The sequence below is a fragment of the Streptomyces sp. NRRL F-6676 genome, from assembly GCF_000725625.1.
GTDB lineage: Bacteria > Actinomycetota > Actinomycetes > Streptomycetales > Streptomycetaceae > Streptomyces.
Genome location: NZ_JOHS01000006.1, coordinates 186,709 through 204,997, shown reverse-complemented (window position 1 = coordinate 204,997; position 18,289 = coordinate 186,709). Strand labels below are relative to the sequence as shown.

Sequence of the window (18,289 nt, the reverse complement as noted above, 5' to 3'; positions counted from 1 at the left end):
GCGCCCCCTGCGAGGGCGCCCCTGCGCGCTCACCCTCTCGCAACCGGTGGGTAACTGGCACGCAACCCGGGGGTTTACCCCTTTGGCCGGGTGTGGGTGGGGTTTTCCGGTGGGGCACTCGGGCGCCATGGCTGCGCCCGGAACGTCGGGACCGGTAGGCTTTCCGTGTGATCTTCAAGCGCATCGGAAACGGCCGGCCGTACCCCGACCACGGCCGGGAAAGCACCCGGCAGTGGGCGGACGTCGCACCGCGCCCGGTCCGCCTCGATCAACTGGTGACGACCAAGCAGCAGCTCGACCTGGAAACGCTGCTCGCCGAGGACTCCACGTTCTACGGCGACCTCTTCGCGCATGTCGTCAAGTGGCGGGGCGATCTGTACCTCGAGGACGGACTCCACCGCGCGGTGCGTGCCGCGCTCCAGCAGCGGCAGGTACTGCACGCGCGGGTGCTCGAACTCGACTGAGCCGGGCGGAACCGGACCCCGGTTGACCCTTTCGGGTCGTACTCGGCCCGATCGAATGATCATCTGGTAGGCACGGCCGCTCCGGCGCACTACGCTGCGCTCATGAGCATGCTGACTCCTCCCGGCATGGGCGGCCAGTACCGGATCACGGGTGACAAGTACCCGCGGATGCGCCCCCCGCGGAGGCGCCGCAGGCTCGTCGTCGGGGCCGTCGCCTCCGTCGCCGCGCTCGGGCTGATCGGCTGGGGGACCTTGCAGCTCATCGACGTCTTCACCGGCGGTGGCGACAAGGCCTCCGCGTCCGTCGGCACCAAGGCCGCCGCGTGCCCGGCGAAGGCGAGCCCCTCGCCGGGCGTCCGTGCGGCCGCGCTGCCCGCGCCCGGGAAGATCACCGTCAACGTCCTGAACGCCACCACGCACGGCGGGCTGGCCAAGGACACCGCGGCGGAGCTGAAGAAGCGCGGTTTCAAGGTCGGAACCGTCGGCAACGCGACGAAGCAGTACGACAAGAAGGTCAAGGGCGTCGGTGTCGTCCTCGGCCCGGCCGCGGCCAAGGACACCTCGCTGCCGGTGCTGGCGACCCAGCTGACCGGCGCGGAGCAGAAGACCGAGGCCGGACGCAAGGGCGCCGACGTCGATCTGATCCTGGGCGACGGCTTCCAGCGGCTGACGGCCGCGAAATCGGCCGACCAGGCACTGACCGCGCTCCGGCACCCCGCACCCACGACACCCGCGGCGGGCAAGGGCTGCTGACCCACCCGCCGCCAGGCAGCCTGCCCCGGCGCCCGGCAGCCCCGGCAAGGAGCCCGGACCGCCTGCCCCGCCGCCCGGCAAGGGACCCGGAGCGTCTACTCCGCCGCCCGGCAGCCCCGGCAAGGGACCCGGAGGTGCCTACTCCGCCGCCCCGTACAGCCGGTCCCCCGCGTCGCCCAGGCCCGGGATGATGTAGCCGTGCTCGTTGAGGTGGTCGTCGACCGCCGCGGTCACCACGGTGACCGGCGTCCCCGCCAGCTCGCGCTCCATGATCTCCACGCCCTCCGGCGCGGCCAGCAGCACCACGGCCGTCACGTCGTCCGCGCCGCGCCGGATCAGCTCGCGGATCGCCGCGACCAGCGTGCCGCCGGTGGCGAGCATCGGGTCGAGGACGTAGACCTGCCGCCCGGAGAGGTCCTCCGGCATCCGCGTGGCGTACGTCGAGGCTTGCAGCGTCTCCTCGTTGCGGATCATGCCGAGGAAGCCCACCTCGGCGGTCGGCAGCAGCCGCACCATGCCGTCGAGCATCCCGAGGCCGGCCCGCAGGATCGGCACCACCAGGGGCCGCGGGTGGGAGAGCTTGACGCCGGTGGTCGAGGCGACCGGGGTCTGGATGTCGACGGCCTCGGTGCGCACGTCCCGGGTGGCCTCGTAGGCGAGCAGGGTGACGAGTTCGTCGGCGAGCCGGCGGAAGGTCGCGGAGTCGGTGCGGCGGTCGCGCAGCGTGGTGAGCTTGTGGGCGACCAGCGGATGGTCGACGACGTGGAGACGCATGACCCCACAGTAACCGGGCGCCGCGGGTCCGGCGGCGCCGCGCCCGGCAAGCACCGGCACCGCGATTCACCCGCCCGCCTGCATCAAACCCCCCGTCGGAGGGAAGGTGGGAGGGACCGACCGGAGTGATGTGACGATGTCCGACCAGCAGTCCCACGGGGACACACCGCAGCACGGGGACACACCGCGCCAGGAGCAGGAGCAGGACGGCGAGGCCGCGCGCCGGCGCCGCCGGGCCCAGTTCCTGCGCGAGCGCGCGGAGGCCCGCGCACTGCGCGAGCGCGTCCAGCCGCGCCGCGCGAAGGTCGCCCGGCTCCGCCGCGCGATGCGCATGCGCACGTTCCGCTGGTGAGCCGGACGACGAACACCCCGCGGTCGTGGACCGGATGACGAGACTCCCGCGGTCGCGGACCGGACGACGGCCGCCCCTTCACCCGTGAGCCGCGCCGCGTACGATCACGTCGGCAGCGGCAGGCACCTCGCGGCCCGAGCCCGGCCCCCGGACTCCCGCCCCGGACAAGAGGGTGCAACACAGCGTCGTGAAGACATCCCCTGAACGCCTTGTTTCTGCCACGATTCCGAGTGGGCGGGGGACACAGCACAGCTCTCCCCGCCCGCGACTTGGCCGGGGGGACCCCCAACCGGCATGCCTATGACCAGTGGGAGAGTCACGGTGTACTTCGCCGCACTGCTCGCGCGCACCGAAGACGGGTGGGAAGCGAGCGACACAGAGCTCGACGATGTGGAGACCCTGTCGGATCTGGCCGACCTGGCCCGGGAAGCCACGGCCGACGAGGACACGGTGCTCGTCCTGATCGAGCAGGAGGACGCGTGGTTCGGCGTCGTCCGCGTGGACGGCGAGGAGGATCCTCGTATCTACGTGTCGGACGCCGCCGCGGCCACCCGCAGCTCGTACGGCGAGATCCTGCTCACCGACGAACTGCTCGGCAGAGAGCCCGGCGACGACGGCGCCGACCTGGACTCCCTGGACCTCGACGGCACGGAGGACGGTGAGTCCGGCAAGGGCGACGACGAGGACGACGGCACGGGCGCCGACGCCGTGCCGCACGGCCCCGTCGGCGACGCGGAGATCCTCGACGACCTCGGCGTCGGGGAGAAGGAACTGCGTTCCCTGGACGCCGAGGAGGCACTGACCGCGATCGCCGAGGCCCTGGGCGCCTCGGAGGTCCTGGAAACCGTGCGCTAGGCCCGCGCGTGACGACGGACGACGCTCCGCCGGTCCCCGATCCGGTACGGGACCGGTGGCACGCCCCCATGCGGCTCGCGCTGCGGGAGGCCGTGCGCGCCGCCGAGGGCGGGGACGTGCCGGTGGGCGCCCTCGTGCTCTTGGCGGACGGCACCCCGCTGGCCACCGGGCACAACGAGCGGGAGGCGACGGGCGACCCGACCGCGCACGCGGAGGTGCTCGCACTGCGCCGGGCGGCCGCCGCGGCCGGCGAGTGGCGGCTGACCGGCTGCACGCTCGTCGTCACGCTGGAGCCGTGCACGATGTGCGCGGGCGCCCTCCAGCAGTCCCGGGTGGACCGGGTCGTCTACGGCGCCCGCGACGACAAGGCCGGCGCGGCCGGTTCCCTCTGGGACCTGGTCCGCGACCGGCGGCTCAACCACCGCCCCGAGGTGATCGGCGGCGTCCTCGCGGACGACTGCGCCCGCCTCCTCACCGACTTCTTCCGCACCGGCGGCCGGGAGCGGGAAACGGATTTCTGACCGGGGCGCACCTTGGGGTAATGTCTCCCTCGGTAGCGTGTCCGAGCGGCCGAAGGAGCTCGCCTCGAAAGCGAGTGTGGCGCAAGTCACCGAGGGTTCAAATCCCTCCGCTACCGCCATGAAGAGGCTCCGTCGCAGGACGGGGCCTCTTTTGCATGCGCGTGCTCGCCCCCGGGCCGGCCACCGGACGCGCGTGATCCTTTCCAAGGCGCCGAACACGTGCGCGGGTTACACTCACCGGCGGTGTACGGGGTTCATGGGGCGCAGGAGACGGGGGAGGCCGCGTGGCGGTGCAGGGAAAGAAGATCGCGCTGTACGCGCTCGTCGTCTTCGCGCTGTACGTGATCATCACCGACCCGGCGAAGGCCGCCGACTACGTCCAGATCGGGTTCGAAGGCATTTCGAACGCCGCGCAGTCGGTCGGCGACTTCATGACCTGGCTCGCCAACGGCGCCAAGGACTGACACCCGCTCACCGCCCCGTCCGGGCTCACCTTCCGCTCCACGTCAACTCGCGGCGATTCGCGGCAACTGGACGATTCCACCCCTCAACACGGCGTTATGCGGTGCTTGCACACAGTGCACATGTCTTGTGATGCTATGACCGCTTTTGAGGGATGAATTGACGATGCGTTGACGAGTGAAGAGGTGGCGTTGACCGTGTCGGCCAGTACTGCGCCGCCCCAGGACGAGCTTCCGGCCCCCGCTCCCGCCCCCACGTCCGCCCCCGCCCCCACGTCCGCACCCGCATCCGTCCAGGCCGCTCCCGTGCCCGGCCCCGCGCCGGAGGCCGCCCAGGGCCCGCAGGCCCCACAGGTCCCGCCGAAGCGGCGCGGTGCCGACACCCGGGCGCTGACCCAGGTGCTCTTCACCCAGCTCAAGGACCTCGAGCCGGGCTCCTGTGAACACGACCGCGTACGCGGGGCGCTCATCGAGGCGAACCTCCCGCTCGTGCGCTACGCGGCCGCCCGCTTCCGCTCCCGCAACGAGCCGATGGAGGACGTCGTCCAGGTCGGCACCATCGGGCTGATCAACGCGATCGACCGGTTCGACCCCGACCGGGGGGTGCAGTTCCCGACCTTCGCGATGCCGACCGTCGTCGGCGAGATCAAGCGCTACTTCCGGGACAACGTCCGCACCGTGCACGTCCCGCGCCGGCTGCACGAGCTGTGGGTGCAGGTCAACAGTGCGACCGAGGACCTCACCACCGCGTTCGGGCGCTCCCCGACCACCGCCGAGATCGCCGAGCGGCTGCGGATCGGCGAGGAGGAGGTGCTCTCCTGCATCGAGGCCGGCCGCTCGTACCACGCGACCTCGCTCGAGGCGGCCCAGGAGGGCGACGGACTGCCCGGCCTACTCGACCGGCTCGGCTACGAGGACCCCGCCCTCGACGGCGTCGAACACCGCGACCTCGTACGGCATCTGCTCGTCCAGCTGCCCGAGCGGGAGCAGCGGATCCTGCTGCTGCGGTACTACAGCAACCTCACGCAGTCGCAGATCAGTGCGGAGCTGGGCGTCTCCCAGATGCACGTCTCGCGGCTGCTCGCGCGCAGCTTCGCGCGGCTGCGCTCCGCCAACCGCATCGAGGCGTGAGCGTCCAGCCCCCTCACGGGTGACGTACACGCGTCCGGCCGGTCACCTGGGGGAGGGAATCGGGGGCGGGGCGATTTTGCGCCCTTCCGGGCCCGAAAGCCCGTCAGACCCCTCTCTTGCAGCGGGAATTGCCGTCCCACATGTCGACATGTCTCTACAGAGCGTTGCCGACATGTGACATTCTTCCGGCAGCGCGTTTGCCGCAGCGTTCCAGCCGGTATTCAGGTGGAGGCTGCGTTCCTCCGACGGGAGCGTCCGCCGCGACCGTCCGCGACCCAAAGGGGGTGGCATGTCCGCAGACCAGGGCAGCTCGAAGGTGCTCACGCTCACGAAGAGCGACACGACGCCCGACGTGCTCCAGGACCCTCAGGACCTTCCCGCCGCCGAGGCCGTCCAGGCCCCGGAGGCCCCGGCCTTCCCGTCCTCGGCAGCCATCGACACCCGCACCCTGTCCCGCTCCCTCTTCCTGCGGCTCGCCGCACTCGACGAGCACAGCCCCGAACGCGCGTACGTCCGGGACACCCTCATCGAGCTCAACCTCCCCCTCGTCCGCTACGCGGCGGCCCGCTTCCGCAGCCGCAACGAGCCGATGGAGGACATCGTCCAGGTCGGCACGATCGGGCTGATCAAGGCGATCGACCGGTTCGACCCGGACCGCGGCGTGGAGTTCCCGACCTTCGCGATGCCGACGGTCGTGGGCGAGATCAAGCGGTTCTTCCGCGACACGTCCTGGTCGGTGCGGGTGCCGCGCCGGCTCCAGGAGCTGCGGCTCGCCCTGACGAAGGCCAGCGACGAGCTGTCGCAGAAGCTGGACCGGTCGCCGACGGTGGCCGAGCTGGCGGCGGTGCTCGGGGTCTCCGAGGAGGACGTCGTCGACGGGCTCGCGGTGGGCAACGCCTACACCGCGTCCTCGCTGGACTCCCCCGCCCCGGAGGACGACGGCGGCGAGGGCTCGCTCGCGGACCGGCTCGGCTACGAGGACACGGCCCTGGAGGGCGTGGAGTACCGGGAGTCGCTGAAGCCGCTGCTGGCGAAGCTGCCGCCGAGGGAGCGGCAGATCATCATGCTGCGCTTCTGGGGGGGGGGCCCTTCCCGGGGGGGGGGGGCCCGCCCCGGGCGGGGGGGGGGGGGGGGGGGGGGCCCCCCCCCCCCCCCCCCCCCCCCGCCGCGTTTCGCTGTCCGAGCCGCTCGGCCGGCCGTCCTACTTCAGGGCGAGCCAGGCGACGGCGGCCACGACCGCCACGGCGACGACGATGCCGACGATCAGGCCGATGCGGGGGCCGGCCGCCGCCGCGGGCTCCTGGCGGCGGCCCTGCGGGGCCTCGTCGACGAAGGCGCGGAACATCTGGGTGCTGCCGGCGGGGTCGTGGTTGCCCTGCGGGCCCTGGGTGTTAGCCATGCCCCGAGACCCTACCGGGCCCAAGTACGGGGTCCAAGGCCCCCCTTGGCCCGATGCGTGGGGGCCTGCCGCCTGCGTGAAGGGGCTGCCGCCCCCGGCCCGGCTTTTCAGGGGGCGCGGGGCCGTGTCGAACCGCGACCTCCGCCGCGTGGGCGCGATCGGCCTCCGCCGGCCCGCAGCCGAAGAGAACTTTCCCGCCACCCACCTGCATCTTTACCATCCCAACACTTGCCTTTGCCAATATTTTGTGCTGCGCACCCCCTCTTTGTTTGCCTGTAGCAACCAACCTCCGGTTATGGTTGCCTAGAGCAACAAAGCGGGAGGTGTCGAGGCATGGCAGAGCAGGCGCAGTTCGAGGAGCTGGCGCGTCAGCTCAGTGCCGTGGGAGCCGTCAAGAGGGACATGGCACGGGTCATGCCCCCGGACTGCCCCGCCGGCTCCGCCGCCGTACTCCTCCTCCTCGACCGGCACGGTGCCATGCGCATGAGCAGACTCGCCGAGCTGCTCGCCGTGGACATGTCGGTCACCAGCCGCCACGTCGCCCATGTCGCAGACCGCGGCTGGATCGAACGCTCCGCGGATCCGGCGGACAGACGTTCCCGGATCCTCCACCTCACTCCGCCCGGCCGGGACCGGCTCGAAGACCTCTCCCGACGGACCACCGAGCTGCTGGCCGACCGGCTCAGCGACTGGAGCGACGACGAGGTCGTCCAGCTCATCCGGCTCATGACGCGCCTGCGGGCCAGCTTCGGGGACTGCCGTTCGACGGCGTCCGCCCGGCTGCCCCAGCCCGCGCAGGGTGCGGAACAGACCACCCGTACACCCGCATAGAACCGCAAAGAACCCCGAGAAAAAAGGAAGCCCATGGCAACGACCACACCAGCCGGTGTGCGGGCTCACGCCAAGCACGGGGGAGGCACCCCGGACGGCGTCCAGATGACGCACCGGCAGATCATGGAGGCGCTCTCCGGGCTGCTGCTCGGCATGTTCGTGGCGATCCTGTCGTCCACGATCGTGACCAACGCGCTGCCCGAGATCGTCGGCGATCTGGGCGGTGGGCAGTCGGCCTACACCTGGGTCGTCACCGCCTCCCTGCTGGCCATGACGGCGACCACCCCCCTGTGGGGCAAGCTCGCCGACCTGTTCAGCAAGAAAGCGCTCGTCCAGATAGCGCTCGTCATCTACGTCCTCGCGTCGGCCGCCGCAGGTCTGTCGCAGAACCCCGGCATGCTGATCGTCTGCCGTGTGGTGCAGGGCATAGGCGTCGGCGGTCTGTCCGCCCTCGCCCAGATCGTCATGGCCGCGATGATCTCCCCCCGTGAGCGCGGCCGCTACTCCGGCTACCTCGGCGCGACCTTCGCCGTCGCGACCGTCGGCGGCCCGCTGCTCGGCGGTGTCATCACCGACACCTCGTGGCTGGGCTGGCGCTGGTGCTTCTACGTCGGCGTGCCGTTCGCGGTCATCGCGCTGATCGTGTTGCAGAAGACCCTGCACCTGCCCACCCTGAAGCGGGACGTCAAGGTCGACTGGGCCGGCGCGACCTTCGTCGCCGCCGCGGTCTCGCTGCTGCTGATCTGGGTCACCTTCGCCGGTGACAAGTACGACTGGGTCTCGTGGCAGACGTATGTGATGGTCGGCGGTGCGATCATCCTCGGTGCGATCTTCGTACTGGTCGAGGCGAAGGCCAGCGAGCCGATCATCCCGCTGCGGCTGTTCCGCAACCGCACCATCACGCTGGCGTCCCTCGCCTCGCTCTTCGTGGGTGTCGCGATGTTCACCGGCACCGTCTTCTTCAGCCAGTACTTCCAGCTCGCCCGGGACAAGTCCCCGACCATGTCGGGCGTCATGACCATCCCGATGATCGGCGGCCTGTTCATCGCCTCCACCGTCTCCGGGCAGTTCATCACCCGCACCGGACGCTGGAAGGCGTGGCTGGTCAGCGGTGGCGTGCTGGTGACCGCGGGCCTCGGCCTGCTGGGCACCATCCGGTACGACACGGACTACTGGAAGATGGCCATCTTCATGGCCATGCTGGGCCTCGGCATCGGCATGATGATGCAGAACCTGGTGCTGTGCACGCAGAACCAGGTCAGCCCGGCCGATCTCGGTTCGGCCAGCTCCACGGTCACCTTCTTCCGCTCCCTCGGTGGTGCGATCGGCGTCTCCGCGCTCGGCGCGGTGATGGCCCACCGGATCACCGACTACGTCATGGACGGCCTGGCCGGCCTCGACCCGAAGTACGCGGCCGCCGCGTCGGGCTCGGGCTCCGGTGCCATCCCCGACATGGACAAGCTGCCGGCCCCGCTGCGCACGGTCATGGAGAGCGCCTACGGCCACGGCATCGCCGACGTCTTCCTGATCGCCGGGGGCGTCGCCGCCCTCGCCTTCCTGATCACGCTCTTCATCAAGGAGGTCCCGCTGCGGACCAAGGGCGCCCTCGCCCAGGCCGCCGAAGGCGAGAACCCCCCGCTGGACCCCGCCGCGGCCCCGGCCGTCGCGGAGGCCCAGGAGACGGCCGCCGCGGAGTCCGCCCCCGCGGGTGACACCGACGGCGGACAGCGGGTGCCCAGCTGGGCCGCCGCCGCTCCCGCCGGGGCGGGCCCCGAGGGCACCCAGCGGCTCGCCGCCGTCGCCACCGCCGCCTCCCCCGAGGAGCCGGCCGCGGGCCCCGTCTCCGGCGGCATCCCGGTACGCGGCCACGTCCGCGGCACCGAGAACGCGCCCGTCCCGCGGGCCGCCGTCACGCTGATCTCGCTCGGCGGCCGCCAGCTCGGCCGCTCGGTCGCGGGGGCCGACGGCGCCTACGCCGTGGACGCGCCCGGCGCCGGGTCCTACGTGCTGATCGCCGCCGCCGACGGGTTCCAGCCGCAGGCGTCCACCGTCGTGGTGGGCGGCGAGCCGGTGGCGTACGACATCCTGCTCAGCGGCACCAGCGGGCTGAGCGGTGTGGTCCGCACGGCCGACGGGGCGCTGCCGGTCAAGGACGCGATGGTCATCGTGACCGACGTGCGCGGCGACCTGCTGGCCACCGGGTCCACCGGTGAGCAGGGCGACTTCGCCTTCACCGAGCTGGTGCCGGGCGCGGTGACCGTCGCGGTCAACGCCGCCGGGTTCCGGCCGCGGGCGCTGCCCGTCGAGGTCGGCGGCACCGGGGTCACCCGGATCGAGGTCGAACTGGAGGCCGGTGCGCAGCTCCAGGGCGTCGTACGGGCGCCGCACGGTCCGCTCGCCGACGCCCGCGTGACGCTGGTGGACGCCGCCGGCAACGTGGTCGGCACCGCCACCACCGGGGCGGACGGGGCGTACGCCTTCGCCGACCTGGACGGCGGCGAGTACACCGTCATCGCGACGGGTTACCCGCCGGTGGCCACCTCGCTGACGGTCTCCGGGCCCGGCGTCGACGGCCACGACATCGAACTGGCCCACCCGGGCGAGTAGCCGGACCCCGGCCCGCCGGGGGCGCGCGCTTGAGCGGCAGTGCGCCCCCTGCGGGCCGGTTTTTTCGGCCGTCACGGAGACATTCAAGTCTTTGGACGCATTTACCCGGCCGGACGCACGCACCCGGCCCCAGCACTTCGCTGTTCACTGATTCGCCGAGAGGGAGACCGCCCGATGGGACTGACCGCACGGATCCGTACGCGGGACGGATGGGCCGTGTCGCACGCGGTCGTCACCGTGACCGACATGACCGGAACGCAGGTGGTGCGGGCCGGGGCCGACGCGGAGGGCGCCGTCCGGGACACCACCGCGCTCGCCCCGGGCGCCTACACCGTCATCGTCACCGCGGTCGGCTACGCGCCCACCGCGTCCAGCGCGCTCGTCACCGCGAGCGGACGGGCCGAGCTCGGCACCGTCACACTGGCCCGCCAGGGCGGTACGGAGCTGCCGCCGCCGGGGCCCTGGACCATCGACCCCGCGCACTCCTCCGTCGCCGCGATCGCCCAGCACCTGGGGATCTCCAGCGTGCGGGGGCGGTTCACGGAGTTCGCCGGGCGCATCGAGATCGCGCCCGACGAGATCGAGAAGTCGCGCGTGGAGGCGGTCATCCGCGCGGCCTCCATCGACACGGGCAACGGCATGCGCGACGGACACCTGCGCTCGCCGGACTTCCTGGACGTCGAGACGTACCCGGAGATCACCTACGCCTCGACGGGCCTGACCCCGGCGGGCCCCGACCGGTGGACCGTGCACGGGGAACTGTCCCTGCACGGTGTCGTGCGCCCGGTCGACCTGGACCTCGCCTACCTCGGCACCGGCTCGGACCCGTGGGGCGGCACGCGGGCGGCCTTCCGCGCGACGACGGAACTGCGCCGGGAGGACTTCGCGATGAACTACAACCAGGTCGTCCAGGCGGGCATCGCAGCGGTGGGGACGACGCTGCGGGTCGAACTGGACGTTCAGGTGGTCCAGGGCGAGGAGTTGCCGGCGGTGTAGTCCGGCGCCCCCTGGCTCGGGGGCTTGGGCGGTTCGGCGACTGCGGGCGCGTGGGGACTTCTCGCGCAGGGCACGGCGGGTGGCCGCGCCCCCGCGGCCGAGCCGCGCGGCGGACACGGCCCCGCGCCCCGGTCAGGGGCGCGGGGAACGCGCGTCTTCTTGGGGTTCCGGGGCTTGACCCCGGGGACAGGAAGGGCAGAGGCGGCGGCCTGGGCGGAGAGACTCCCCGCGGTCACTCCGGCGTGCGCGCCGCCACGAGCCGCTGCGCCAGCTCCCGCAGCTTCACGTTCTCCTGCTGCGACGCCCGCACGAGGCTGTCGAACGCCTCCGCCGCGTCGATGTCCAGCCGCTCCATCAGAATCCCCGTGGCCTGCCCGATCAGGTCCCGCGTCCGCATCGCCTCGGTCAGCTGCTCCCGCACGGTCACCGCGTCCAGCGCCATCCCCACGTGCGCGGTGAACAACCGCGCCACCCGCGTCGCCGCCTCGTCGAACGCCCCCGGCTTGCGCGCGTACGCCGTCAGCACCGTCATCCGCCGCCGCTCCGTCCGCAGCCGCAACGACAGCACCGACCGCAGCCCGAGCCCCGACAGCACGTCCGCGTCGCCGGACGTCTCGGTGTCACGGATGACGACGACCGGCTCGTTCCACAGGCCCTGCCAGTACGCGCCCTCCTCGTGTGCCGCGCTCAGCGCGTCCGCGGTGCGGACGACCTCGTCGGTCCACGCCACCGTCCGCCCCCGCGTCTTCCGGTCGATGACGGAGACACCGGCGTACTCGGCCCCGGGCAGGAGATGCACCGCGAGCCGTACCGCCGTGTGCAGCGTGCCGTGCGGACTGGAGGTCCCGTGCAGCTGTTGCGAGGCGACCGTCATGGCCTCGGCGAGCTCGAAGGCCGGGGCGGATCCAGGCGCAAATTCAGGCAATTCAGAAAAGTCGGACGCGACCACCACGAACCTCTCGGCATGACACGACCGGACGGCCGTGCCCAGGAGAGCTCCGCAGCACATTCCCGACTGCGAGCACAGGACGGACAGCACTTTATCTGCTTCGATGCGCTGTTCGGGACGCACGGTGCCACAGCCGCGGAAGAGACCTTCCACCATCCGGCGGCACGTGGTGGAATGGCCGTGCGGGTCAGGAAACGGCTCGGAACGGAACCCTGACACCGGTTTGGCAGGTGAGTACCGTGACCGCCCCCGACAACCCCCACGAGCTGCGCCCCGAGGACCTTCCGGGCGGCACCCTGCTCACCCTTCCCCGCGACCTCGACCTGGGCAACTGCGCCGATCTGCTGCGCGCGGTGACCCGTGTCGTCGCGGACCGGGCCGGCTCGCTGCACACCCTCGTACTGGACCTGACGGGCACCGCCTTCATGGACTCCCGGGGCGTCCGGCTCATCGACGACGTACGCGCCCTGCTCCCGCCCGGCACCGAGCTGCGGCTGGTCGCCGCCCCGGACGGCCTGGTGCTGCGGGTGCTAACCCTGACCGGGCTGCGGCGGGACGTGCCCGTCTACGACGACCTCACCGAGGCCGTCACCGGCACGTGCGCCCTGCTGGGGGAACGCGCGCCGGGCCCGGACCGCCCGGCGGACCCGGACGCGGACCCGGGCGCCGCGTAGTCCCGCCCCGGTCTGGCCCGCCCCGGTCTGGCCCGCGCCGCTCGGGCCGGCCCGACTCGGGCCCGCGCCGGTCGGGCCGGCGCCGCTTAGGCTTGCGCTCATGGCACCCAACATCGCGACGAACACGTCCGTGTCCCTCGAGGAGTTGCTGGACTTCGTACGCCCCCGGCACCGGGCGATCCTGCTCACCCGGCGTGCCGACGGCGGCCCCCAGGGCTCCCCGCTGACCTGCGGGGTGGACGACTCCGGGCGGATCGTCGTCTCCACGTACCCCGAACGCGCCAAGACCCGGAACGCCCGGCGGGACGAGCGGGTCAGCCTGCTCGTGCTCAGCGACGAGTGGAACGGCCCGTGGGTGCAGATCGACGGCACCGCCGAGGTGCTCGACAGCCCCGACTCCGTCGAGCCGCTCGTGGAGTACTACCGCAACATCGCCGGTGAGCACCCCGACTGGGACGAGTACCGCGCGGCCATGCTCAAGCAGGGGAAGTCCCTCATCCGGGTGACGCCGGTGCGCTGGGGTCCGGTCGCCACCGGCGGCTTCCCGGCGCGGCTGGTGGAGGGCGACGACCAGGGCTGACGACGCCGTACGTCCGGGTCCGGCGCCGTCACGCCCCGCGCCGGACCATCGTCTCGATGCCCGCGATCAGGAGGTCGAGGGCGAAGGCGAAGTCGCGGTCCCTGATCTCCTCCACCGTGCCGTCGCCGCGGGCCCGGCGGAGCTCCGCGGAGTCGTCCACGGCCTCGCGCAGCTCCGGCTCGCGCGTGACGGCGCGCATCGCCCGGCGGTAGTAGTCGTCCTGGCTCATCCCCGCGGAGGCGCAACGCTGCACGAAGTGGCCCTCGACGGTGCCGAAGCCGTAGACGAACTGGAACACCGCGGACAGCGCCCCCGCCTGCCCACCGGCCGACAGCCCGGTACGCCGGACCAGCCGCTGCACGGCGAGCTGGAACTCCACGGCGTGCGGCCCGATGTTGAGGAACGTCCCGGCGAGCGAGGACAGCCAGGGGTGGCGCACCAGCAGTGCCCGATACGCACCGGCCAGCGCCCGCAGTTCCTCCCGCCAGTCGGCGGGCCCGACCCCCGGGCCGGCCGCCACGGGGCCGGCCGCCGTCGGGTCGGCCGCTGCCGGATCGGCCGCCACGGAGTCGGCCGCCGTCGGGTCCGTCGCTGCCGGGGCGGGCCCCGTCGGAGCCGGAGCCGCGGGGCTGATCTCGGCGAAGGCCGCGTCCAGGGCCAGTTCCAGGAGGTCGTCCTTGGTGTCGACGTACCAGTAGACGGACATCGCGGTGACGTTGAGGTCTGCGGCAAGCCGGCGCATGGAGAACCTCGCGAGGCCCTCGGCGTCGAGGAGTCGTACCGTCGCCGCGGTGATCCGGGCGCGGTCCAGGCCGGAGGGGCGGCTTCCGCCGCCGCGTCCGCCGCCGGCCGGGGACGCTCCGCCCTCCAGCCAGACGCTGGTCCGCGGCGGACGCCCGTCCCGCTCGGCTGCCCTCACCATGGCGCACCTTCCTCGCACTCCAGGACCGGCCGCGCTGCGGGGCGACCGCTGTCTCCGACTCTTCCCGCTCGGCCCGCCGCCGCAACACGGCCGAACGGCCCCGGGTGTGGACGGGCGGTGGCCCGGGGCGCACCTCGCGCCCCGGGCCACCGTCCCCGTCCGTCCCTCCTCAGCCGGCGTCGCTGCCGCCCGTCGGCTGCGTCAGGTCGTAGAACGTGGCCGAACCGACCGTCACCTTCGTGAAGTTGCTCTCCACCCACGAGCTGATCTTCGACGAGGTACCGGAGTTCCCGCCCATGCCGCCGCCCATGCCGCCGCCCATGCCACCGGCGATGAAGTAGTGGATCCTTCCGTCCGCCACGTACTTCTTGAACTGGGCCAGAGTCGGGGAGGGGTCCGTGCCGTTGAAGCCGCCGATCGCCATGACCGGTTCCTCGGTGGCCAGCTGGTAGCTCGCCGCGTTCTGCGAGCCGATGGCCGCGGCGGCCCATGTGTAGTCGTCCGCGTTCTTCTCCAGCAGCTTCTTGGCCTCGTCGGTCACGCTCGCGCCGTTGAGCAGGCCGCCCATGCCGCCACCGCCGCCGCCCGTGCCACCGGCCTCGCCGGTCGCGCCGCCGGGCATGCCACCGGGCGTCCCGCCCTGCTGGTTCTGCCCCTGGCCCTGCCCCTGGCCCTGGTTGTTCCCGCCGGGGAAGCCGCCGGTGCCGCCACCAGGCATGCCACCCGTGCCGCCCTGCTGGTTCTGGTTCTGGCCCTGGCCGCCCGGGAAGCCGCCGCCGCCCGTCCGGCCACCACCGCCGCCCGGGCCGCCACCCCCGCCGAAGCCCATCCCCGCACCGGCCGGCCCCGCCGTCGGGATGGACCCCGTGTGCGCGGAGTTCACCGTGCTCAGCGTGTACGCCGTCGGCCCCGCCAGCGCCGCCGCGAAGCTCACCGCGACCGCCGCGAGCGCCAACCGCCGCCCCAGCCGGGAGACGAACACCAGGCCGAGCGCGCCGGCGAGGCCGCCGATCAGCACCAGCCACTTCAGCCAGGGCAGATAGTCCGGGGTGCGGTTGAGCAGCGCGTATCCCCACACCGCGCTCGCCGTGACCGCGCCCGCCAGGGTCAGCCCGGCCCACACCCGCTCGCGGCGCTCCCACAGCAGGGCGAGCCCGATGCCGGTGACGGCGGCGATGTAGGGGGCCAGCGCGACCGTGTAGTACTGGTGGAAGATGCCCGCCATGTAGCTGAAGACGGCCAGCGTCATCACCAGCGAGCCGCCCCACGCCAGCAGCGCCCCGCGCGCGGCGTCCGTGCGCCGGGCCCGACGGGTGGCCACGAGCCCCGCGACGAGCAGGATCAGCGCGGCCGGGAGCAGCCAGGAGATCTGCGCGCCGATCTCGGAGTTGAACATCCGGTCCCAGCCGGTCTCGCCCCACTGCCCGCCGCCGTTGCCGCCGCCCGGCCCGCCACCGCCGCCGACGCTGCCGGTCTCGTCGCCGCTGATCCGGCCGAGCCCGTTGTAGCCGAACGTCAGCTCCAGGAAGCTGTTGTTCTGCGAGCCGCCGATGTACGGACGGGACGACGCCGGCCACAGCTCGACGACCGCCACCCACCAGCCGCCCGCGACCACCATGGCCACGGTCGCGAGCGCCAGCTGGCCGAGCCGCCTGCGCAGCCGCACCGGGGCGCAGACGCCGTAGACGAGGGCGAGCGCGGGAAGGATCAGGAAGGCCTGGAGCGTCTTGGCGAGGAAGGCGAAGCCGATCGCCGCGCCCGCCCACAGCAGCCACTTGGTCCGGCCGTCCTCCAGGGCGCGGCTGACGAAGTAGACGGCCAGGGCCATCAGCAGCGCCAGCATGGCGTCCGGGTTGTTGAACCGGAACATCAGCGCGGCGACGGGCGTGAGCGCCAGCACGACGCCCGAGATCAGCCCCGCGCCCGCGCCGAACCGGCGGCGGACCGCCGCGTACACGACGGCGACCGTGCCGACGCCCATGAGCACCTCGGGCACGAGGATCGCCCACGAGTTCAGGCCGAAGATCCGCACGGAGAGCTCCATCGGCCACAGGAAGGCCGAGGGCTTGTCCACCGTGATCGCGTTGCCCGCGTCCAGCGAGCCGAAGAAGAACGCCTTCCAGCTCTTCGAACCGGCCTGCACGGCCGCCGAGTAGAAGGAGTTGGCCCAGCCGGAGGCGCTCAGGTTGTAGAGGTACAGCAGCGCGGTGGCGAGGAGGAGGCCGAGGAGGGCCGGGCGCGCCCAGCGCGGGTCCTCGGGGCGGCCGCGCCACAGCCGGTGCGGCAGCGGTGGCCGGGGTTCGCCGGACGCGGGGGCGGCCGGGGCCCCGTCCGGAGCCGGGGCCCCGTCCGGAGCCGGGGGCGCGGTGGGCGGTCCCCAGGAGGAGGGGCCCGCCGTGCCCGGCCCGCCGGCCGGCCGGTCGTAGTCGGTCGTCATCGTGAGTTCCTCGGATCGGTGTTGTGCGGGCGCACCGGCCGCAGCCGCGCGGTGCCGTCGTCGTCGTACGTGTCGCCGTAGCGCGTGCCCTCGGAGGCCGTACCGCCGTACGTGACCTCGGGGGCCGTACCGCCGTACGGCGTCTCGCCGTGCCCCGCACGGGGGCCGGCCGCGGTCCGCTGCGGAAGTGGGGCGTAGGCACCCGGCTGCCGGGGCACCCCCGGGGTGACCGACGTCGGCGTGATCACCGTCGAGTACGTCGGCGAGGAGGCCACCGGGCCGGAAGCGGAGGTCCGGAGGAACCCGGCGCCCGCCCCGTCCCCCGGCCCCGCGTCCCGCCGCTCGGGGAACACCCAGGCGCGGAAGAGCAGGAACCGCAGCACGGTCGCCGCGAGGTTGGCGGCGACGAGCACCACCAGCTCGGTGGAGTGCGCGGGCCTGTCCGTGGCCGCGTCGAGCGCGGCCAGCGAGCCGCTGGTCAGCGCGAGGCCGATGCCGAACACCACCAGGCCCTGCGCCTGGTGGCGGACCGCGCCGCCCCGGCCGCGCACCCCGAAGGTGAGCCGGCGGTTGGCGGCCGTGTTGGCGACCGCCGAGACCAGCAGGGCCGGCGCGTTGGCGATCTGGGAGCCGGCGAACTGCCGGAACAGGCTGTACAGCAGCAGATAGAAGAGAGTGGACAGGACGCCGACCACGCAGAACCCGACGAGCTGCCGGGCCAGTCCGCGCGGCACGTCCTCCAGGTCGCGGTCGCGCGGATCGTCGCCGAAGGGGCGGGTGAGCCGGTCCAGCGGCAGCGAGCCGGTGGCCAGCGCACGGCCGATCCGCCACACGCCCTTGAGGTCGTCGGTCGCCGTGCTCACGAGGTGCACCGTGGAGTCCGGGTCGTCCACCCAGTCGACCGGCACTTCATGGATGCGCAGTCCGGCGCGCTCGGCGAGAACCAGCATCTCGGTGTCGAAGAACCAGCCGGTGTCCTCCACCAGCGGCAGCAGCACCTGGGCGACGTCACGCCGGATCGCCTTGAAGCCGCACTGCGCGTCGGAGAAGCGGGCCTGGAGCGAGCCGCGCAGGATCAGGTTGTACGTCCGGCTGATGAACTCCCGCTTCGCGCCGCGCACGACGCGCGAGCTGCGGCTGAGCCGGGAGCCGATGGCCAGGTCGGAGTGGCCGGAGATGAGCGGGGCCACCAGCGGCAGCAGCGCGTTGAGGTCGGTGGACAGGTCCACGTCCATATAGGCGAGGACCGGGGCGTCCGAGGACGACCAGACGGCCCGCAGCGCCCGGCCGCGGCCCTTCTGCTCCAGCCGGAAGGAGCGCACCCCGGCGAGCTCCGCCTCCAGCCGCGTCGCCACCTCGGGCGTGGTGTCCGTGGACGCGTTGTCCGCGATCGTGATGCGGAACGCGTACGGGAACGTGCGTGCGAGGTGCTCGTGCAGTCTGCGCACACATGGCCGGAGGTCCTTCTCCTCGTTGTAGACGGGGATCACTACGTCCAGGACAGGCGTACCGGCTCCTGCGGCCGGGAGGTGCTCCCGCGCCGGCAGGGTGCCGGGAGAAGAGTCGGTTCGCATGGAACCGAC

18 protein-coding genes, 1 tRNA gene and 1 pseudogene are annotated in these 18,289 nt (G+C 72.8%); 14 read left to right on the top strand and 6 right to left on the bottom strand.

Annotated elements, in window-relative coordinates:
• Positions 1-167: 167 nt before the first annotated feature.
• Together IO29_RS05085 and IO29_RS05080 are read left to right on the top strand one after the other, a co-directional pair.
• Positions 168-464 carry a type II toxin-antitoxin system VapB family antitoxin gene (locus IO29_RS05085; RefSeq protein ID WP_004929488.1) on the top strand — a complete coding sequence of 99 codons (297 nt, stop codon included), beginning with the start codon at positions 168-170 and terminating at the stop codon, positions 462-464.
• 102 nt (positions 465-566) lie between these two features.
• Positions 567-1,217 carry a LytR C-terminal domain-containing protein gene (locus IO29_RS05080; RefSeq protein ID WP_234307338.1) on the top strand — a complete coding sequence of 217 codons (651 nt, stop codon included), beginning with the start codon at positions 567-569 and terminating at the stop codon, positions 1,215-1,217.
• Between the two features lie 138 nt (positions 1,218-1,355).
• Here the strand turns inward: IO29_RS05080 and upp are convergent, their stop codons facing one another.
• On the bottom strand, positions 1,356-1,991 hold the full coding sequence (gene upp, locus IO29_RS05075) for a uracil phosphoribosyltransferase (RefSeq protein WP_030377068.1): 636 nt from the start codon (positions 1,989-1,991) through the stop codon (positions 1,356-1,358).
• Between the two features lie 136 nt (positions 1,992-2,127).
• On the opposite strand from upp, the gene IO29_RS05070 reads away from it, so the two are divergent.
• The 7 genes and pseudogenes from IO29_RS05070 to IO29_RS05040 form a co-directional block, all read left to right on the top strand.
• Positions 2,128-2,343, top strand: a complete 216-nt coding sequence (locus IO29_RS05070; protein WP_030377067.1) for a hypothetical protein — start codon at positions 2,128-2,130, stop codon at positions 2,341-2,343.
• A 321-nt stretch (positions 2,344-2,664) separates the two neighbouring features.
• Positions 2,665-3,198, top strand: coding sequence for a tRNA adenosine deaminase-associated protein (locus IO29_RS05065; protein ID WP_030377066.1), 534 nt, complete (start codon positions 2,665-2,667; stop codon positions 3,196-3,198).
• 68 nt (positions 3,199-3,266) lie between these two features.
• Positions 3,267-3,719, top strand: a complete 453-nt coding sequence (tadA, locus tag IO29_RS05060) for a tRNA adenosine(34) deaminase TadA (RefSeq protein WP_033224854.1) — start codon at positions 3,267-3,269, stop codon at positions 3,717-3,719.
• A gap of 31 nt (positions 3,720-3,750) precedes the next feature.
• Positions 3,751-3,838, top strand: a tRNA-Ser gene (locus IO29_RS05055).
• A 165-nt stretch (positions 3,839-4,003) separates the two neighbouring features.
• The gene (locus IO29_RS05050; protein WP_030377064.1) at positions 4,004-4,183 is read left to right on the top strand and encodes a hypothetical protein; all 180 of its coding nucleotides are present in this window, start codon (positions 4,004-4,006) and stop codon (positions 4,181-4,183) included.
• Positions 4,184-4,378: 195 nt separating this feature from the next.
• On the top strand, positions 4,379-5,311 hold the full coding sequence (locus IO29_RS05045; protein ID WP_030377063.1) for an RNA polymerase sigma factor SigF: 933 nt from the start codon (positions 4,379-4,381) through the stop codon (positions 5,309-5,311).
• Positions 5,312-5,600: 289 nt separating this feature from the next.
• Positions 5,601-6,389, top strand: a pseudogene (locus tag IO29_RS05040) (RNA polymerase sigma factor SigF); the annotation flags it as partial.
• A 123-nt stretch (positions 6,390-6,512) separates the two neighbouring features.
• Here the strand turns inward: IO29_RS05040 and IO29_RS36260 are convergent.
• Entirely contained in the window at positions 6,513-6,710 is a 198-nt protein-coding gene (locus IO29_RS36260; protein WP_030377061.1) for a hypothetical protein, read from the bottom strand.
• Between the two features lie 333 nt (positions 6,711-7,043).
• Here IO29_RS36260 and IO29_RS05035 point away from each other — a divergent pair, with 333 nt between their 5' ends.
• From IO29_RS05035 to IO29_RS05025, 3 genes are all read left to right on the top strand, one after another.
• Positions 7,044-7,541, top strand: a complete 498-nt coding sequence (locus IO29_RS05035) for a MarR family winged helix-turn-helix transcriptional regulator (protein WP_030377060.1) — start codon at positions 7,044-7,046, stop codon at positions 7,539-7,541.
• A gap of 33 nt (positions 7,542-7,574) precedes the next feature.
• Complete coding sequence (locus IO29_RS05030) at positions 7,575-10,148, top strand: MFS transporter (RefSeq protein ID WP_030377059.1); 2,574 nt, start codon at positions 7,575-7,577, stop codon at positions 10,146-10,148.
• A 174-nt stretch (positions 10,149-10,322) separates the two neighbouring features.
• Positions 10,323-11,144 (top strand): YceI family protein, encoded by an 822-nt coding sequence (locus IO29_RS05025; protein ID WP_030377058.1) that lies wholly within the window; start codon positions 10,323-10,325, stop codon positions 11,142-11,144.
• A 232-nt stretch (positions 11,145-11,376) separates the two neighbouring features.
• Here the strand turns inward: IO29_RS05025 and IO29_RS05020 are convergent, their stop codons facing one another.
• Positions 11,377-12,069, bottom strand: coding sequence for a GAF and ANTAR domain-containing protein (locus IO29_RS05020; RefSeq protein WP_420705347.1), 693 nt, complete (start codon positions 12,067-12,069; stop codon positions 11,377-11,379).
• Positions 12,070-12,332: 263 nt separating this feature from the next.
• Between IO29_RS05020 and IO29_RS40180 the strand changes: the two genes are divergently transcribed.
• Positions 12,333-12,767, top strand: coding sequence for an STAS domain-containing protein (locus tag IO29_RS40180; RefSeq protein ID WP_106969724.1), 435 nt, complete (start codon positions 12,333-12,335; stop codon positions 12,765-12,767).
• A 100-nt stretch (positions 12,768-12,867) separates the two neighbouring features.
• Positions 12,868-13,347 carry a PPOX class F420-dependent oxidoreductase gene (locus IO29_RS05010; RefSeq protein ID WP_030377055.1) on the top strand — a complete coding sequence of 160 codons (480 nt, stop codon included), beginning with the start codon at positions 12,868-12,870 and terminating at the stop codon, positions 13,345-13,347.
• A gap of 28 nt (positions 13,348-13,375) precedes the next feature.
• Here the strand turns inward: IO29_RS05010 and IO29_RS05005 are convergent, their stop codons facing one another.
• From IO29_RS05005 to IO29_RS04995, 3 genes are all read right to left on the bottom strand, one after another.
• Positions 13,376-14,269 carry a TetR/AcrR family transcriptional regulator gene (locus IO29_RS05005; RefSeq protein ID WP_030377054.1) on the bottom strand — a complete coding sequence of 298 codons (894 nt, stop codon included), beginning with the start codon at positions 14,267-14,269 and terminating at the stop codon, positions 13,376-13,378.
• A 169-nt stretch (positions 14,270-14,438) separates the two neighbouring features.
• On the bottom strand, positions 14,439-16,706 hold the full coding sequence (locus tag IO29_RS05000) for a mannosyltransferase YkcB-related protein (RefSeq protein ID WP_030377053.1): 2,268 nt from the start codon (positions 16,704-16,706) through the stop codon (positions 14,439-14,441).
• The gene (locus tag IO29_RS04995; RefSeq protein WP_030377052.1) at positions 16,703-18,280 is read right to left on the bottom strand and encodes a bifunctional glycosyltransferase family 2/GtrA family protein; all 1,578 of its coding nucleotides are present in this window, start codon (positions 18,278-18,280) and stop codon (positions 16,703-16,705) included. Before IO29_RS04995 ends, IO29_RS05000 begins: the two co-directional genes overlap by 4 nt.
• Positions 18,281-18,289 lie beyond the last annotated feature (9 nt).

Coding starts and splice junctions, on each gene's coding strand:
- IO29_RS05030 (WP_030377059.1), top strand. CDS start 7,575: ATGGCAACGACCACACCAGCCGGTGTGCGGGCTCACGCCAAGCACGGG.
- upp (WP_030377068.1), bottom strand. CDS start 1,991: ATGCGTCTCCACGTCGTCGACCATCCGCTGGTCGCCCACAAGCTCACC.
- IO29_RS05070 (WP_030377067.1), top strand. CDS start 2,128: ATGTCCGACCAGCAGTCCCACGGGGACACACCGCAGCACGGGGACACA.
- tadA (WP_033224854.1), top strand. CDS start 3,267: ATGCGGCTCGCGCTGCGGGAGGCCGTGCGCGCCGCCGAGGGCGGGGAC.
- IO29_RS05000 (WP_030377053.1), bottom strand. CDS start 16,706: ATGACGACCGACTACGACCGGCCGGCCGGCGGGCCGGGCACGGCGGGC.
- IO29_RS05025 (WP_030377058.1), top strand. CDS start 10,323: ATGGGACTGACCGCACGGATCCGTACGCGGGACGGATGGGCCGTGTCG.
- IO29_RS05005 (WP_030377054.1), bottom strand. CDS start 14,269: ATGGTGAGGGCAGCCGAGCGGGACGGGCGTCCGCCGCGGACCAGCGTC.
- IO29_RS36260 (WP_030377061.1), bottom strand. CDS start 6,710: ATGGCTAACACCCAGGGCCCGCAGGGCAACCACGACCCCGCCGGCAGC.
- IO29_RS04995 (WP_030377052.1), bottom strand. CDS start 18,280: ATGCGAACCGACTCTTCTCCCGGCACCCTGCCGGCGCGGGAGCACCTC.
- IO29_RS05035 (WP_030377060.1), top strand. CDS start 7,044: ATGGCAGAGCAGGCGCAGTTCGAGGAGCTGGCGCGTCAGCTCAGTGCC.
- IO29_RS05080 (WP_234307338.1), top strand. CDS start 567: ATGAGCATGCTGACTCCTCCCGGCATGGGCGGCCAGTACCGGATCACG.
- IO29_RS05010 (WP_030377055.1), top strand. CDS start 12,868: ATGGCACCCAACATCGCGACGAACACGTCCGTGTCCCTCGAGGAGTTG.